Consider the following 15,786-nt stretch of genomic DNA (forward strand, 5'->3'; position numbering starts at 1 on the left):
CATTGGGGTAATTGACTATCCTCAAGGAGGTATCACGGAATCCTGGTGCGAGGCATAATTCACCTAGCCCCGCCAAACGCATTGATGCGCACGAGATTGAATGAAATCCAGAAGCCCGCTTGTAAACCGAATCGCCATCGTCGTTGGCGCCGTGGTGGTGACAGCCCTTGTCAGCATGGCGACCACGCTTGCGGTTTCCAAAAGCATCGAAGGCAATGCCACCGCGATCAATCTGGCAGGCGCCCTGCGCATGGGTGCGTTCCAGCTGCTGGCCCAAAGCGCGGGCCCTGCGGTTCCAGAGTCCGGTGAGGACTCGATCTCGCAGATGCTGGACCAATACGAGACCAGGTTGGCTGACGCCAGCATCACCAAGGCCATCCCCGAAAGCCATGACCATCCGCTCGGCGCCCAGTACCAGGCCATTCTGGAATCCTGGCAAACCACGCTTCGGCCTGCCCTGCAGGAACATGACGAGGGCACGCCTGTTTCCGAGACCATGCTGGCCTCAACACAGCAGTACGTTGATAACGTAGACCAGCTGGTCAATATGCTGGAACAGCGAACCGAAGCCCGTATTGACCTGCTGCACCTGATTCAGATCATCAGCCTGGCTTTTTCCATTCTTATCATCGTGGCGCTGTTCATCGATCTGAAAAACCGTATTTTGCGGCCACTGCGCAAGCTGGTCAGCATCGCCATCGCCGTGGGCGACCAGGACTTTTCCCGTAAGGCCAACCTGAGCGGCTCCGACGAGCTGGCACAACTTGGCCAGGCCTTTGACCAGATGACCAGCGAGCTGGCACTGACCTATTACGAGCTGGAAGAAAGGGCCCGCCTGAAAACGGAAGAGCTTGAAAGGAGCCACGCGGCCCTTCAACTCCTGCATTCCGCAAGCCGGGACCTGTTTGCCAAACACGACCTGTGCAATGGGGCGATCCCCATGCTTCAGGAGCTTGAGCAGCTACTGGGCATTGGCCCGATCCGCCTCTATCTCCATGACAAGGAATCCTCAGAGCCAATTCAAGCAATCACGACCGCCAGCCGGGAACGGCCCTTCTACTGCCGTGATCACCACTGCAATGCCTGCCTGGTGACGCCAGAGGCCTATGACGAGCTTCCCGTGGAATCCAACGACGGTCGGCGGCTCCTGCTACCGATCCGTACCCCCGGACAGCTGCTGGGTACACTGGAGGTCTGGTACCCGGCTGAGGAAGGTCTTTCGAAAACCTCCCGGCGGCTGTTGGAAACCCTCAGCGACCAGCTGGCCACGGCCATTTTCCTGGAACGGCAGATTACCGAGGAGCAGCAGCAGACGCTTGCTGAAGAACGCACAGTGATCGCCCGGGAACTTCATGATTCCCTGGCACAGTCACTTTCATACCTGAAAATGCAGGTTGCCCGGTTGCGCCGCCTTAACATCGACGGCGAGCAACAAAAAACTCACGAGGCGATTCTCGACGAACTCAGTACCGGCCTGAACAGTGCCTATCGCCAGTTGCGGGAGCTGCTGGCGACGTTCAGGCTGAAGCTGGACACGCCGGATCTTGCTACTGCCCTGCAGAAGACCATTGAAGAATTTTCCGAGCGGCTGGGTAAGCCGGTTGGGCTGCAGTACAATCTGCCGCCCCAGACCCTGTCGCCAAATGAAGAGATCCATACCCTGCAGATTGTGAGGGAAGGCCTGGCCAACGCGGTCAAACACGCAGATGCCACGGACATAACCGTGGATGTTCTGTTCGAATCGCCACAAGTACGGGTGCGGATCCGGGATAATGGCAAGGGCCTGCCCGGTAGCGACCAGCCCGTCAATCATTATGGCCTGATCATCATGCAGGACCGCGCCCGGACCCTGGGCGGCAAGGTCGAAGTAAGCAACCGGGATGAAGGGGGTGTGGAAGTCACCCTGGGATTTGTTCCCAAAAGCCGAAACCTGATTCCCACAGAAGCATCAAATGCCTGACCAAAAGAGAGAACCCGATGTCTGAGTCACCCGCAAGTATTCTGTTGATCGACGATCACCCGCTTCTTCGCCAGGGCATCAAACAGTTGATCGATATGGAAGACGATATGAGCGTGGCCGGGGAGGCCAGTAACGCTGCCGACGGCATCCGGCTGGCCACCGAACTGGAGCCCGACCTGATCCTGATGGACCTGAACATGCCCGAAATGGACGGCATCGAAGCGCTCAGAAGACTTCGGGAACAGAACATCAGCTCCCGCATTGTGATGTTCACCGTGTCGGACCAGGAGGATGACGTGGTGGCGGCACTCCGGGCCGGTGCGGACGGCTACCTGCTGAAGGACATGGAACCGGAAGACATGATCAACCAGCTTCATCAGGCGGCGGTCGGCAAAATGGTGATCAGTGACCGATTGACTACCCTGCTGGCCGAGGCCCTGCGCTCCAACAAGCCCCAACAGGCATCACGCCCGGATTTCGACAGCCTGACACCGCGGGAGAAGGATATCTTGCGGCTGATTGCAGAGGGCCTTTCAAACAAGATGATTGGTCGCAAGCTCGACATCAGCGACGGCACCGTGAAAGTCCATGTGAAACACCTGCTGAAGAAACTGAACCTGCGCTCAAGGGTGGAAGTGGCCGTTTGGGCAGTGGAAGAAGGCCTCCACAAGGGCTGAGTTATATCAAATCGTTCCAGAGCACTTTGCTTTACTCTGTGCCGGTTACTGACCGCCCGGAGTAAAGCATGGCTTTTTCACTACCTTCCATTGCCTCCCTGAACTCTCCCCTGATTGGGCAAACGGTTTCCGTCCTTCGGGAGTACCTGCCCTCCCCCGCGCCCATGCTAGGCGCTATTGATCGCAGAATCCCGGTGCCCCTGAAACAGCTAGCCGCCGAGGCGCCTCTGAATCACATTTTTGCCCAGGCCATTGATGACGGAGAATTCGATGACTTCGAAGGCCGCCGGATTCGCCTAGAGGTGAACGGCGGACAACCCGGCATCACCATTGGCTTCTGGGCCGGCCGACTCCGGGTGATCGACGGCCCCGGAGAGGCAACCATCCGGGGCTCGCTGACCGCCTTCAGAACCCTGGCGGAACGTCGACAGGACCCCGACCAGCTGTTTTTCCAGCGCAAGCTGGTTATCGAAGGTGACACGGAGCTGGGCCTGGGCGTAAAAAACCTGCTGGATAGCCTGGAGTGGTGTCTCAGTCTGCGAAATCTGTTGCGGCAATAGCTCTCTTGCGTTAGCGATGTTTTAGCCATTCGGGAAAGGGCCGCCAACTGGCAACCCATGCTGGCAGCTTTTCGGGCTCCATTGGCGGCGAGATGGCATAGCCCTGTGCGACCTCACAACCAAGCTCCAGCAAGATTTCACCCTGACGAACCGTCTCCACACCTTCCGCAATAAATTGTTTGCGAAATACCCGGGACAACTCGATAACACTCCGGAGTATCGAGTGGTTTTCCAGATCATTTTCGGCGCCAGAAACGAATTCCCTGTCGAGTTTCAGAGTTTCTACTGGCAGCTGTTTAAGATACGACAATGAAGAGTAGCCGGTTCCAAAATCATCGAGTGAGAAAACCACACCCAGAGCCTGGCACGCTGAGATGGTAGCCACGGCCTGCCCCAGATCACCCAGCGTTGCGGATTCAAGAATCTCAAGATCCAGTCGAGAGGGATTGATGTCCGGAAATTCCTTGAGAATATTTGTCAGGGTCTCAGGAAACGCCTCGGACTGCAGATGCAAGGCAGCAATGTTAACGCTCACCTTCAGTTCGAGGTTCTGCTGATCCCAACGTTGCATTTGCCGCAGCGATTCCCGCAGAACCCACTCCCCAACTGAGATGCTCAGATTGTGGTGTTCAATTGCCGGCAGAAACTTGCCCGGAGACATCAACCCTTTGTCCGGGTGTTGCCAGCGTATCAGCGCCTCAGCCCCGACGATCTCGCCCGTTCGCAGGTTAACTTTGGGCTGATACAGGAGCCGGAAATTGTTTCTGGTAAGGGCCTCACGGATTCCTGACAGAATTATCTCTCTGGCACGGTAACGGCCCTGTTCTTCAGCATCCAGATATAGCCAGTCGCCTTTCGCTTCGTGCTTGGCAAGGAACAGTGTCTGGTTCGCTTTGCGAAGCAAACTATCAGCATCCGAAACCGTCTGCTCCACGACAAACACGATACCGGCCGTGAATTCGACGATCACTTGCTGATCATTCAGATGAAAGGCCTGCAGGCCCGATAGGCGCAGAGCTTCGAGCGTGGATTCTATTTCGCTCGTATCTGGTAGTAGCAGTATAAACTCATCGCCCCCTGTTCGGGCGAGGCGGGCTCCCGACGGGATTGAATCAAGCCAACGTCGCGTGAGAAGCTTGAGGAAATAATCGGCGGTGTCTTCGCCGAGCGTGGCATTGATCATCACAAAATCATCAAGATCAATAGCAACCACAGCACCCGACCAGCCCGACCCACTCTGACCTATTCCTTGTAACTGCTTCCTGAGTGCTTGAACGAGTCCATTTCTGTTTAACAAGCCTGTCAACGGATCCTCAAATGCGAGCGCTTCCAGTTGTATTTGATATTCGCTGGCCTGATTATCCAAGGCCTCCTTTATTTGCTCTTGCTGAAGACGGTGCAGTTCATCTTCGGTTCGCAGTCGCGCCATTTTTTCCCGCATCAACTGAATGGTGCTTGCAGACAATTTGCCATAGATTTCGAGCAGCGCGCTGACCAGCACAGAAATGGAACCGCTCAACTCGGAATCCACCTTCTCGCTCGCCTCTCCGACCGTTAGCCCCTGATCCATCGCCCGAATGGTAAGCGCCATACGTCGGTCTGATTCAAGAATATGAAAAGCCAGCCACTTGGTAAGATAGTCAAATAGCTCGGTCAGTTTTTCTTCGTGGGATCCAGGCACTTGCTTGAGCATCTGAATTCGCGCAAAAAACATTTGGTGGTTGTCGTGGTGATTCTTGGCCATTTCCGAATCGCCCAGGGCGCGATCCCAGATCTGCTCTTCAAACTGGAAGTGATAGGATGCATAAGACAGCAGTTCGTCCATTACCCGATCTGCCGTCATTTCCGAAGCATCTGAGGCAAAATGCCACGCTAGTCGATTCAGAATCTCCACCAGGGCTTTATGCTGATCATCAATATCCCCAAACCCGGTCTCAAAATTCCTGTTCCAGGGAAAAATCTCGAAAGTCGTTGATCCGTCAAACTGTGATTTCGCCAACTGATATCACCTCTATCGAAAAGCCGGTAGTCACAGAATAGCGCAAGACGCAGACAACAACCTGCCGAATCGTTCAGCGCGACTAGTCAGTTAAGTCTGCACTTACCCATGATTAGGTGGACCTGTTATGGGTATCGCAACGACGCTGATAGTGGGCGAAAATTAAACAGCAAACTCTGGAACTCAATCTCGTTGAACCGATGAACAGCCTATCCCAAAACTCCCACAGGACGTTACAACCACCCACTTTGGTGGCTGACCGATTACAAACCCCACTCTGGGTTTTTGATATACAACATCTCAACATTGTCTGGGCCAATGCTGCTGGCGTGAGCCTCTGGGGCGCTCTGCTTTTGGCAGATGCTTTGCGAAAAAGGATTAAGGAAATGTCGTTTCCCCTGGTCGGCCATCAGACGATTAGTCTGGGGGTTGCTGAAGTTTCCCCCAATGAGCTGCCGTGCCAAGCTTTAATGCGAGCGGATATGGCGTTGTTCAAGGCCAAAGCCAATGGGCGGGACCGAGTAGAAGCCGCAGCCTAATCTCGCTGAACACTGGTAATTTCTCTGAAAAATTGCAAATAAGCCGCCAACACGAATAGTTGGTCGATTAGCATGTGCAAACTGACGCTATTGACGCCTGGATACGGCAGAGGCTGCATTATCTGAATGCATTTACCGATTCTATAATCCTGCAATGTCAGGTAAGGTTTTCGTTTAATATCAGAATCTCTTCACCGGTGAAACCGACCACGGAGGCTTGGCGGAACCCGCAAACGAGGCAATCAAATGAATAAACACGACAGCGAACTCCCCAAAACTTTCGTTGCCTTCAGCGAACGGTTTCCAGAGCTGCAACAAGCGCATAAACAGCTTGGTAAAGCCCTCGCCGATGCTGGCCCTCTGGATGAAAAAATGCGCGCTTTGGTAAAGCTCGGCGTTTGCGTTGGTGCGGGTCGCGAATCCGCGTTGAAGTCCCACATTCGTCGTAGTCTGGAACTGGGCCTCACACGTGAGGAAATCGAGCACGCGCTGGTGCTGGGCATGAATTCGATAGGCTTTCCGGCGACGGTTGCCGCTTGGCAGTGGGCTCAGGAAGCGCTCAGCCAGGAATAAGGTTCGCCGACAGACCAAGAAGGTGCGAGCGTTTTCAGCAATCTGGACGGCCCAACGGGCCGCCATTCTCCAATGATTCAGAGTTGGTCATTCAAAATATAATCCCGGAGCGCCACAGCATTGTTGTGCTCGGTATCCTTCGCAGCAAACACGAGCGTTATGCGGTCATGTTGCTCAAGCAGCTTCTTAAGTGCCTCAAGATCCTCGCTGGCATCACCTGATGTCAGCTCTTCAAGGTACCGCTCCCGAAACTCCGGCCATTTTTCGGGATCGTGACCGAACCACTTGCGCAGTTCAGTTGACGGCGCCAGACCCTTCAGCCAGTGAGCTATATCCGCATCTTCTTTGGCCACTCCCCGAGGCCAGATACGGTCAACAAGCAGCCGTGGGCCATCTGAGGTTGAGGGTTCTGCATAAGCGCGTTTCAGTCGGATATCCATAAGCGCATTCCTCCCGGATTTTCCAGAGAATAAAACTCGGGATATAGAGCAATCTCAGCAAACGACGCTAACAAAAACCAGCAAAAGTCGCAGGGGCGGTTTATCTATATCAAGTCGGGATCAGGTCCATCCCCGGCCTGCCATACCAGTACCCGTTACACGGTGGTGCCTCCACCAACTGCAGCGGGTCGGAGGCCGGCAGCTCGCCCCGGCGGACCTGATCAAAGCGTCTGACCACCGCCTCCATGCCCAGATATTCCGGGCTCAGGCGCACCGTGCTTACCCCCATACGCTCCATATCCGGCAGCTCCCTCATCAGATCGTAACGGGAGCCAGACAGGGTGGAAATTCCGTTGATGCGGAACAGCTCCTGGCTTTCCCGGGAGCGCAACTCCATGCCGTCCGGGTGCTGCAGGCAGCGGAACTCGCAGTTGTCTTTGGGCAGGTTGTAATGGCGCGCGGTAAAGCAGCGGGAGGACCAGGCCAACGGCAGGAAACCCCAGGAGAACACTTCGGCGGGAAGATCCAGTCCTTCCTGCTGCAGCTCTATGATTAGCTGCTCCAGGGTTTCCTTGCCCAGTTCTACAGGCAGGTTCCAGCCCTGTAAGCCCTGCTTTGTCAGGATTTTCAGGGTAGCGGTGTTGTAGATGTTCATGGACGGGCCGGTGACAAACGGTATCTTATTCCGGATGGCTACCTGCAGGGCGCTCTGGTCGTTGGCTTCCACCAGGAATTCATTCTGCTCACAGAACCGGCGCAGGCGACGCAAATCGGCCTCCGACTCAATCAGCGTGAGCGTGGAGAGCACCACATTCTTGCCACAGGCTTTCAGATCACGGGCCAGATCCAGCCAGTCATCCGGTTTCAGTTCCCGCCGGCGGGAGCACACCACCTCACCCAGATAGATGGTATCCACCGGCCACTCGGCGGCATTGGCATAGAAATCGAAAACGGTCTGCCTGGACCAGAACCACAGGATCGGCCCCAAGGATAACTTCAGCATGGATGGTGAAACCCTATTTCCATTTGCGATAGTAGGCGCCCAGTGTGGTCAGGCCGCCCTCGGAAAGCCCCGCCAGCGTCTGCTGCCATTGAGGTTCAACAGTAAAGCCCTCGGTGCCGGCTTCAAGATTGTCCAGGGCATGGCGCCAGGTTCTGGCTACATCTGCGATGTAGGCCGGGCTACGCTGGCGACCTTCAATCTTCACGGCACCGATACCCAGTGCCTGAAGTTCTGGCAACAGGTCCAGGGTGTTCAGGCTCACCGGCTCCTCAATGGCGTGATAAACATAACCCTCAACCTCAAAACGGCCTTTGCACAGAGTCGGGTAGCCGGCGGGTTCGCCCTGGCCATAACGGTCAATCAGGACATCATTAAGGCGCGATTCAAGCCCGTTCGGAGTCTCCTGCCAGCGGACCGCCTTGGCGGGAGAGCAGGCGCCACGGGTGTTGGGGGACTCATCGGTCAGGTAGGAAGACAGGTAGCAGCGGCCCTCGGCCATGATGCACAGGCTACCGAAGGCAAATACTTCCAGTTCGACCGGGCTGTATTTGGCCACACCGCGCACCTGGTCCAGTGACAGAACCCGGGGCAGCACGGCCCGGCGGATATCGAAGTTGTCCTTGTAGAAGGAGAGCGCTTCGTGGCTGGTGGCAGATCCCTGAACCGACAGGTGCCGGGGGATGTGCGGGTATCGGTTGGCGGCATAATCCAGCAGGCCCATATCGGCCAGAATAATGGCGTCCACGCCGAGACTTGCTGCGCGGTCTACTGCCCCCTTCCATTGCTCCCAACCGTCTGGCTGCGGGTAGGTATTGATGGCACAGAAAACTCTCGCGCCCCGGAGGTGGGCGTATTCAATCCCTTCAGCGGCGCGTTTTTCATTGAAGTTCAGGCCGGCAAACTGGCGGGCATTGGTGCTGTCTTTAAAACCGAAATACACGGCGTTGGCGCCGTTATCGACGGCGGTTTTCAGAGCCGGAAGGCTACCGGCCGGGCAAACGAGTTCCATGACATTCTCCACTGCAAGAATGCCTTTACCTTACCGTCACTTACGCAGTAACTGCCTTGACCATTGTCAGCACAGGTCGGAATGGCTTTTTGTATAAAACCTACCCCAAGTTGTCTCCACGCGCTGTCACAGACAGGCCAGCGATGGAAACTACCTCGTGAGTGGTACTCTGCGTACTCTTACTCACCTCCATTTTTTGTCAACCATATCAAGTTGTTAACAAACAATAACAACAACTTACACGTCCGAAACTACCCCTTCAGCTACCCCCTCACGGCGATAGAAAGCGCTCCCCATAGCCAGGGATAATACTGGCATTAACCAGACAAATAAGGCGCCGCCATGAACCTCATCAACAACCTCTCCATGCGGGGCAAACTGACCACTCTGGTGGTTCCGGCTCTGCTTGTTATTCTTTATTTTGCGATTGAAAGCATTGTTCTGAACTATGGCGAACTGAGCGACATGCGCCAGTTGCGTTCCATGGTAGAACTCGCCGAAACCGGCGATCCCCTGACCGAAACACTGCAGAAAGAGCGAGGCCGGTCTGCCGTCTTCTTTGCCAGCGAACCGGGAACTGATGCTGCCCGGCAAGCTGAACGGGATCTGGCCGAGCAACGGCGGCAAACTGACGTCCGTATCTCTGCCTATCACCAGGGGATCAACTCGCTCATGGCAGATGCCAGCTTTGAGAGCAGCGTGGAGGCGAGCATACAATCTGTCCGCCAGGGCCTGGATAATCTCGATTCCCTGCGCCGCGCGGTGGATAGCCGTAGTATCGCAGCGGGTGATTCAGCCACCCGCTACACCACTCTGATCATGGGACTGGTGGACCGAATTCCGCTTATTATCCGCGGTTCCACCGATCCCGAACTGACCCGGGAAGTTAATGCCTACTATGCACTCGCCGAAGTGGCCGAGATGGCGGGTCGGGAGCGTGCAATCGGCGCCTCACTGATTCGCAGTGGCGAATTTGATTTGCCAACTCTGCGCAGAATCGCAGGCCTCGCCGGGCAGCAGGACGGCTACTTCAATCAGGCACTCGCCATGTTTGCTTCCGGCTCAGAACTGCGCGAAAACCTGAAAAAAGGATTGAACACACTCGCAAGCCAATCGCTGGAAGAGAAGCGCCAAACCCTTTTCAGCAGCCCATCGGGCATGTATGCCCTGGAGGCTTCCGAGTGGTTTACAACCACAACCGATCGAATTGAGGGTCTGAACGGGATCCGTCAGTCCATACTGGAAGAGCTAAGCTCACTGGTGGAACACGGTGTTACCGATGCCCGTAATGATCTGGTCGCTGCGTCGGGAATTGCCGCAGGTTCAATCCTTATCGTTCTGGTACTGATGCTGTTCATTATCAGGGCCATCAACCAACAGGTTGGCAGCCTGCTGAGTGCTGTCCGGTTCGCCATGGACAACAAGGACCTGACCCGCGAGATTGAAATCTCCAGCCATGATGAGGTGGGCACCATTGGCAAGGCCATTAACGAGCTGTTCGGACGCTTCGGCAATGCACTGCTGCACATCGACAAATCCAGCGTGCAGCTGGCCACCGCTACCGAGGAGACCAGCTCGACTGCCGGCCAGAATGCCAGCCAGGTAAAAAACCAGCAGCAACAGATTGAGCAAGTGGCTGCGGCGACCGAAGAAATGTCCGCCACCTCCGAGGAAATCTCACGGAACACCCAGCAGGTTGCTGATGCCGCACGCAGTGCCATGGAAAAAAGCCGGAGTGGCGAGCAGGTATTGCACGGAAGCGTGAGGAGCATCCGGTCGCTGGCCAGGTCGGTTCAGAAGGTGAACGAGGTGATCGAAGAGCTGGAAAGCCGCAGCTCAACCATCGCCGATGTGGTCGATGTGATCCGGAAGGTTGCCGACCAGACCAACCTGCTGGCGCTGAACGCGGCTATTGAAGCCGCCCGCGCCGGCGAGCATGGTCGAGGGTTTGCGGTGGTCGCCGACGAAGTCCGCACTCTGGCGCAACAGACCCATGAATCCACCACCCAGATCGAGGAGATTATCACCAGCTTTCAGAGCATTACAGACAATGCCAGCCGCTCGATTGTCGAAAGCCATAAGTTGGCTAACGCCACCAGTGAGCAGGCGTCCGAGCTGGAGCAGACCTTCGCGGATATCCTGACCGACGTGAACAGCATCTCCGATATGGCCGGCCAGATTGCGACCGCCTCTGAAGAGCAGGTGGCGGTTACCCGGGAGCTGGCGGGCAGCATGGAATCAGTCAGTGAAGCCGCCATACTGACGCTGACCGGCTCCCAGGAAATCACCCAGGTGACCGGCGAGCAGGCACGGCTGGCCAGGGTCCTTCAGGACCTTGCCAACGAGTTCAAGGTGCCGGCCTACAGCTGATACCAGCAAGACGCAAAAGGGGCTCTCCGGAAACGGACAGCCCCTTTTTTGGCTCTGCAAATGAACATGGGGTCAGAAGCAAGCACTCTTCTGACCCCGACCATGCCGCTACTATCAGATAATCCGCGAGAACCGCTGGCTGGCGCCCTCTTTGCGGTACAAATCAAAAATCTGGCAGATCGCCCGGATCAGCAACCGCCCTGCAGGCTGAACCTGAAGCGCGTTGCCATCATCAGCAATCAACTCATCCTGAATCATGGGCTTCAAACGGCTGAGCTCATCGGCAAAATAACGGTTCAGATCTTCCTGCCAGACATCTGCAAACAGCTGACGGTCCAGCCGGAACTGGCAAATCAGCTGGCCGATCACCCAGCGGCGGATTCGGTCGTCCCGAGTGAGGTTGACGCCTTTGGTGATGGCCAGCTGGCCGGCATCAATGGCCGCCTCCCAGGAAGGCAGGTCGTGATTGTTCTGGAAATAGGCATCGTCCGTCTGACCGATCGCTGAAACGCCCAGGGAAACCAGATCGCACTCGGAGTGGGTGGTGTAGCCCTGGAAATTCCGGTGCAGACGGCCTTCCCGTTGCGCCACGGCCAGGCTGTCATCCGGCTTGGCGAAGTGGTCCATACCGATGTATTCGTAGCCGGCCTCCAGAAGGCGGTTGATGGTGTTGTGCAGGATGGCCAGCTTCTGCTGGGGGCTGGGCAGGGTGTCGCCCTGAATCCGGGTCTGCGGATAGAAACGCTCCGGCAGGTGGGCATAGCTGAACACTGAGAGCCGGTCCGGCGACATTTCAATCACCGCTTCCAGTGTCTCCGCAAAGCTTTCCGGCGTCTGGTACGGCAGGCCGTAAATCAGGTCCAGATTGATGGACCGGAAGCCGATGCGACGTGCCTCGTTGAGCACGGCTTCGGTCATGGCCCGGGGCTGGATACGGTTCACTGCTTTCTGAACCTCCGGGTTTACATCCTGTACCCCCAGACTGATCCGGTTGAAGCCCAGGTTCCACAGGGTTGGCAGGGTATCCTGGTCCACTTCCCGCGGGTCAATTTCCACACTGTAATCCCGCTCATCACCGGTTTGCAGGTTGAACAGCTCCCCGTATCCCGCCATCAGGTGTTCCATCACATCTTTAGGCAAAAACGTGGGGGTACCGCCACCCCAATGCAGCTGGGTCACCGGCCGGTCGGCCCCGAACAGTTTTGACTGGATGGCCGCCTCTTTCAGCACCCGCTCCACGTAGGGCATTGCCTTGTCGCGTTTTTTGGTGATGACCTTGTTGCAGGCGCAGTAGTAGCAAAGGTGCGCGCAGAACGGCAGGTGAGTGTACAGCGACAGCGGCCGGCCACTGGCCTTGCTGCGAGCCGCGGCTTTGATCATGTCCTCAATCGGGTAGTTCTGGTTGAACTCGACGGCCGTGGGATAGGAGGTGTACCTCGGGCCGCTGAGGTCGTAGCGGCGAATCAGGGCGTCATCCCAGATGAATTCTGGCAGTGTTGAGTCTTGGGCTTTGAGTGCGGGTGTGGAGGTCATAATAAGCGCTCTGGGGTAAAACGGGGGCATCCAGGATTTGCCGGCATTTTAGGGGAATTCTTTGACTGGCTTTTTGATTCGGGTCAGGTGACTGATGGTTTCAGTTTACCAGCCCGGTTACTGAACCACCCTTGGGCTCTTGGCGTACTTGGTTTACCCCTTTGTGGGCATAGCCCGCAGCATACTGACTGGAGAATTCCTCACCATGGCCAACCTGATTCTGATCCTCGGCGACCAATTAACGAGAGACATCAACGCACTCGAAAACGCCGACCGGGACCGGGATCTGGTGGTAATGGCGGAGGTACACGACGAGGCCAGCTACACCAACCACCACAAGAAGAAAATCGTGCTGCTGTTCAGTGCCATGCGTCACTTTGCCCGGCAACTGGAGAGCGATGGCTGGCAGGTTCATTACCAGGCCTATCATCCGGACAACCAACACCAGAGCCTTGAGGCAGTGGTTGGCGAACAGGTGAAGCGGCTCAATGCGGAAAAAGTAATCACCACCGAGTGTGGCGAATGGCGACTGCATGAGCAGATCAGTGGCTGGCACGAACGCCTCGGGGTGCCGGTGGAAATCCGGCCGGATACACGGTTTATTGCATCCAAACAGGAGTTTGCCGACTGGGCAGAGGGCCGCAAGCAGCTGCGGATGGAATTCTTCTACCGGGAGATGCGGCGCAAGACCGGGTTGTTGATGACATCTGAGGGTGAGCCCGAGGGCGGGCAGTGGAACTTCGATGCGGACAACCGGAAGAAATGGACCGGCAAACCGCCGGCGCCGGCGCCATTCCGGATAGAGCCGGATGCCATTACCCGGGATGTGATCGGTCTGGTGGACGAGCATTTCGGCGATCATTTCGGCACCACCGGCGATTTCCATTTTGCTGTAACGGCCGAGGACGCAGAAGCTGCGCTTGAGCACTTCATCGATTTCGCTCTGCCCTGTTTCGGCGATTATCAGGACGCGATTTCCGACACCGAGGACTGGCTGTTTCATTCCATCCTGTCGCCCTACATCAATTCCGGGCTTCTGGATCCGGTGGCGGTTTGCGAGGCGGCCGCTCAGGCGTGGTATTCAGGCCGTGCACCGATCAACGCGGTGGAGGGCTTTATACGGCAGATCCTTGGATGGCGCGAGTTCGTGCGGGGCATTTACTGGATGAACATGCCGGGATATGCCAAAGAAAACCGTCTGGGCAACACCCGCGCCCTGCCCTGGTTCTACTGGACCGGGGACACGAAAATGCGGTGCATGCACAAGGCCATTGATGCCACCCGCCGCAACGCGTACGCCCACCATATTCAGCGGCTGATGGTTACCGGCAACTTCGCGCTGCTGGCGGGTATCAAGCCAGAGGAAATCTGTGACTGGTACCTGGCGGTGTACGCCGATGCCTATGACTGGGTGGAACTGCCCAACGTGCTGGGGATGGTCATGCACGCGGATGGCGGCTACCTGGGCTCAAAGCCCTACGCCGCCAGCGGCAAGTATATCCAGCGCATGTCGGACCATTGCGCCAACTGTCATTATAAGGTGAACAAGGCCACCGAAGATGACGCCTGCCCGTTCAACGCCCTGTACTGGCATTTCATCGATCGCCATCGGGACGACTTTGCCAAAAACCCGCGTATGGGCATGATGTACCGGAACTGGGACAAGCAGAAGCCCGAGAAACGGGAAGCGCTGCTCCAGCGCGCCGGGTATTTGTTGACGAACCTGGAGAAGCTTTAACCCCAACATCGGTCGGCTTCCGCAAAGCAGGTGTTTACGCCAATATGTCCTGCACTTGTGCGGCAAAAGCCCCACATTGGTGCTAGCCTGACATCAGGATTGTTAACACCACGGACGCGGCACCTACGATGAACCTTCGACTGGCAGTGGGTCTGACAACTGTACTGGCATCACCCCTTTGCCAGGCCCAGCCTCCAATCCTGAACCTCTACACCTTTGAAAGCCCGCCGTATCAGATGGTGGGCTCTGACACGGGTGGAGAAAGTCAGATCTCCGGTGAAACCGCAGACACGGTGATTTGTGCTGCCAACCGGGCCGGCTGGTCAACCCGCATCCGGATTACGCCCCAGAACCGTGCCATACATTCGCTGGAACGCAATATGATCGATGGCTATTTTGCCATTGATCCTTCCGCAGAACTCGACACCATTGCCACACGGAGCGATCCGGTAGCGCTTGAGAAATGGTACTTTTTCACTCGCGATGACAAAGCGTTTACCAAAGACCTTCGAATAGGCGTTGTCGCCGGCAGCAACGAAGAGGCCTGGCTGAGCGCTAAAGGCTATGGGATTTTCCTGAGCGTATCCTCCCCCTCACAGCTGTTGGCCCTGCTCAAGCGGGGCCGGATTGATACCGCCCTGATGGATGAGCGAGTCATGGATCGTCTGCGCCAGGCCAAAGAATTGGCCGGCACGCAGCTCCGTGCGCACTTCGTTCGCTATGCCCCGCTCTACCTTTATCTGGGCGAAACCTTTACCTCAGACAACCCCGAATTTCTCGGCATATTCAACCGCACGCTGAACAGCTGTATGGCTGGGCAACTTGCGCTGTCACAGGAAGAAGATCGACGCATTTCGGAGCTGTCGAGCCGGCTTTTCAAGGAAATGAACAGCATCCTCGATGTTCGCCAGATCATCGAGGAAGGACCCAGGCAGGAGAGCTTTACTGACGTAATGACCATCGACAGCCAATGGACGGCGCTGTCACCCCTTGCAGTGCCAGATCTGGCAGCGGACATACTGGCACTTCCAGGCTCCAAAGCGCTGCAGGCGTGGCAACATTCCCACCAGGGCCTTGTCACAGAGGTAATGCTGGTCAATGACATGGGAACCCTCGCAGCGATGAGCCAGCTCACCTCAGACTACTGGCAAGGTGATGAGCCCAAATTCCAGAAAGTCATTGAAAATCAGGCAACCCAACCCGGCGGCGATCCACCGATATACCTCTCACCCATTCGGTACGACAAGTCCGCGGCCAGATTCCAGGTTACCGCCAGCAGGCCGGTTTTGAGTGATCACGGGGAACCGGCCCTCGGTGTGATCGTGATCGGTCTCAGTATCGAGGAAGCACTGAGCGACTCTGAACAATACTGATTGATTCAATCG

12 protein-coding genes are annotated in these 15,786 nt (G+C 56.4%); 7 read left to right on the forward strand and 5 right to left on the reverse strand.

Going from position 1 to position 15,786, the window contains the following annotated elements; translation table 11 throughout:
• The first annotated feature begins 100 nt into the window (after window positions 1-100).
• The 3 genes from AC13DD_RS17270 to ubiT all read left to right on the forward strand — a co-directional run bounded on the left by AC13DD_RS17270 (window position 101) and on the right by ubiT (window position 3,197).
• On the forward strand, window positions 101-1,960 hold the full coding sequence (locus tag AC13DD_RS17270; protein ID WP_338354525.1) for a histidine kinase: 1,860 nt from the start codon (window positions 101-103) through the stop codon (window positions 1,958-1,960).
• A 17-nt stretch (window positions 1,961-1,977) separates the two neighbouring features.
• On the forward strand, window positions 1,978-2,637 hold the full coding sequence (narL, locus tag AC13DD_RS17275) for a two-component system response regulator NarL (protein ID WP_273083364.1): 660 nt from the start codon (window positions 1,978-1,980) through the stop codon (window positions 2,635-2,637).
• A gap of 68 nt (window positions 2,638-2,705) precedes the next feature.
• A complete protein-coding gene (ubiT, locus tag AC13DD_RS17280; protein ID WP_482931521.1) occupies window positions 2,706-3,197 on the forward strand; it encodes a ubiquinone anaerobic biosynthesis accessory factor UbiT in 492 nt (163 codons plus the stop codon).
• A gap of 10 nt (window positions 3,198-3,207) precedes the next feature.
• Here ubiT and AC13DD_RS17285 read toward each other — a convergent pair whose 3' ends face one another.
• A complete protein-coding gene (locus AC13DD_RS17285; RefSeq protein ID WP_482931522.1) occupies window positions 3,208-5,196 on the reverse strand; it encodes a putative bifunctional diguanylate cyclase/phosphodiesterase in 1,989 nt (662 codons plus the stop codon).
• A 785-nt stretch (window positions 5,197-5,981) separates the two neighbouring features.
• Between AC13DD_RS17285 and AC13DD_RS17290 the strand changes: the two genes are divergently transcribed.
• Entirely contained in the window at window positions 5,982-6,308 is a 327-nt protein-coding gene (locus AC13DD_RS17290) for a carboxymuconolactone decarboxylase family protein (protein WP_081467548.1), read from the forward strand.
• Between the two features lie 77 nt (window positions 6,309-6,385).
• Here AC13DD_RS17290 and AC13DD_RS17295 read toward each other — a convergent pair whose 3' ends face one another.
• The 3 genes from AC13DD_RS17295 to ubiU form a co-directional block, all read right to left on the reverse strand.
• Complete coding sequence (locus AC13DD_RS17295) at window positions 6,386-6,748, reverse strand: DUF488 domain-containing protein (RefSeq protein ID WP_008175419.1); 363 nt, start codon at window positions 6,746-6,748, stop codon at window positions 6,386-6,388.
• Between the two features lie 109 nt (window positions 6,749-6,857).
• On the reverse strand, window positions 6,858-7,751 hold the full coding sequence (locus AC13DD_RS17300) for a U32 family peptidase (RefSeq protein WP_273069418.1): 894 nt from the start codon (window positions 7,749-7,751) through the stop codon (window positions 6,858-6,860).
• Window positions 7,752-7,764: 13 nt separating this feature from the next.
• The gene (ubiU, locus tag AC13DD_RS17305; protein ID WP_273069419.1) at window positions 7,765-8,760 is read right to left on the reverse strand and encodes a ubiquinone anaerobic biosynthesis protein UbiU; all 996 of its coding nucleotides are present in this window, start codon (window positions 8,758-8,760) and stop codon (window positions 7,765-7,767) included.
• 342 nt (window positions 8,761-9,102) lie between these two features.
• Between ubiU and AC13DD_RS17310 the strand changes: the two genes are divergently transcribed.
• Entirely contained in the window at window positions 9,103-11,130 is a 2,028-nt protein-coding gene (locus AC13DD_RS17310; RefSeq protein WP_273069420.1) for a methyl-accepting chemotaxis protein, read from the forward strand.
• 114 nt (window positions 11,131-11,244) lie between these two features.
• Here AC13DD_RS17310 and hemN read toward each other — a convergent pair whose 3' ends face one another.
• Entirely contained in the window at window positions 11,245-12,663 is a 1,419-nt protein-coding gene (gene hemN / locus AC13DD_RS17315; RefSeq protein ID WP_482931523.1) for an oxygen-independent coproporphyrinogen III oxidase, read from the reverse strand.
• A gap of 205 nt (window positions 12,664-12,868) precedes the next feature.
• On the opposite strand from hemN, the gene AC13DD_RS17320 reads away from it, so the two are divergent.
• Together AC13DD_RS17320 and AC13DD_RS17325 are read left to right on the forward strand one after the other, a co-directional pair.
• Window positions 12,869-14,401, forward strand: coding sequence for a cryptochrome/photolyase family protein (locus AC13DD_RS17320; protein ID WP_482931524.1), 1,533 nt, complete (start codon window positions 12,869-12,871; stop codon window positions 14,399-14,401).
• Window positions 14,402-14,529: 128 nt separating this feature from the next.
• Window positions 14,530-15,774 (forward strand): substrate-binding periplasmic protein, encoded by a 1,245-nt coding sequence (locus AC13DD_RS17325; RefSeq protein WP_286802083.1) that lies wholly within the window; start codon window positions 14,530-14,532, stop codon window positions 15,772-15,774.
• Window positions 15,775-15,786: the final 12 nt, after the last annotated feature.

The organism is Marinobacter sp. L-13, from assembly GCF_056857715.1.

Bases quoted from the DNA above. Each gene is read 5' to 3' on its own strand.
- AC13DD_RS17270 (WP_338354525.1), top strand. From the start codon at position 101: ATGAAATCCAGAAGCCCGCTTGTAAACCGAATCGCCATCGTCGTTGGC.
- narL (WP_273083364.1), top strand. From the start codon at position 1,978: ATGTCTGAGTCACCCGCAAGTATTCTGTTGATCGACGATCACCCGCTT.
- ubiT (WP_482931521.1), top strand. From the start codon at position 2,706: ATGGCTTTTTCACTACCTTCCATTGCCTCCCTGAACTCTCCCCTGATT.
- AC13DD_RS17290 (WP_081467548.1), top strand. From the start codon at position 5,982: ATGAATAAACACGACAGCGAACTCCCCAAAACTTTCGTTGCCTTCAGC.
- AC13DD_RS17295 (WP_008175419.1), bottom strand. From the start codon at position 6,748: ATGGATATCCGACTGAAACGCGCTTATGCAGAACCCTCAACCTCAGAT.
- AC13DD_RS17300 (WP_273069418.1), bottom strand. From the start codon at position 7,751: ATGCTGAAGTTATCCTTGGGGCCGATCCTGTGGTTCTGGTCCAGGCAG.
- ubiU (WP_273069419.1), bottom strand. From the start codon at position 8,760: ATGGAACTCGTTTGCCCGGCCGGTAGCCTTCCGGCTCTGAAAACCGCC.
- AC13DD_RS17310 (WP_273069420.1), top strand. From the start codon at position 9,103: ATGAACCTCATCAACAACCTCTCCATGCGGGGCAAACTGACCACTCTG.
- hemN (WP_482931523.1), bottom strand. From the start codon at position 12,663: ATGACCTCCACACCCGCACTCAAAGCCCAAGACTCAACACTGCCAGAA.
- AC13DD_RS17320 (WP_482931524.1), top strand. From the start codon at position 12,869: ATGGCCAACCTGATTCTGATCCTCGGCGACCAATTAACGAGAGACATC.
- AC13DD_RS17325 (WP_286802083.1), top strand. From the start codon at position 14,530: ATGAACCTTCGACTGGCAGTGGGTCTGACAACTGTACTGGCATCACCC.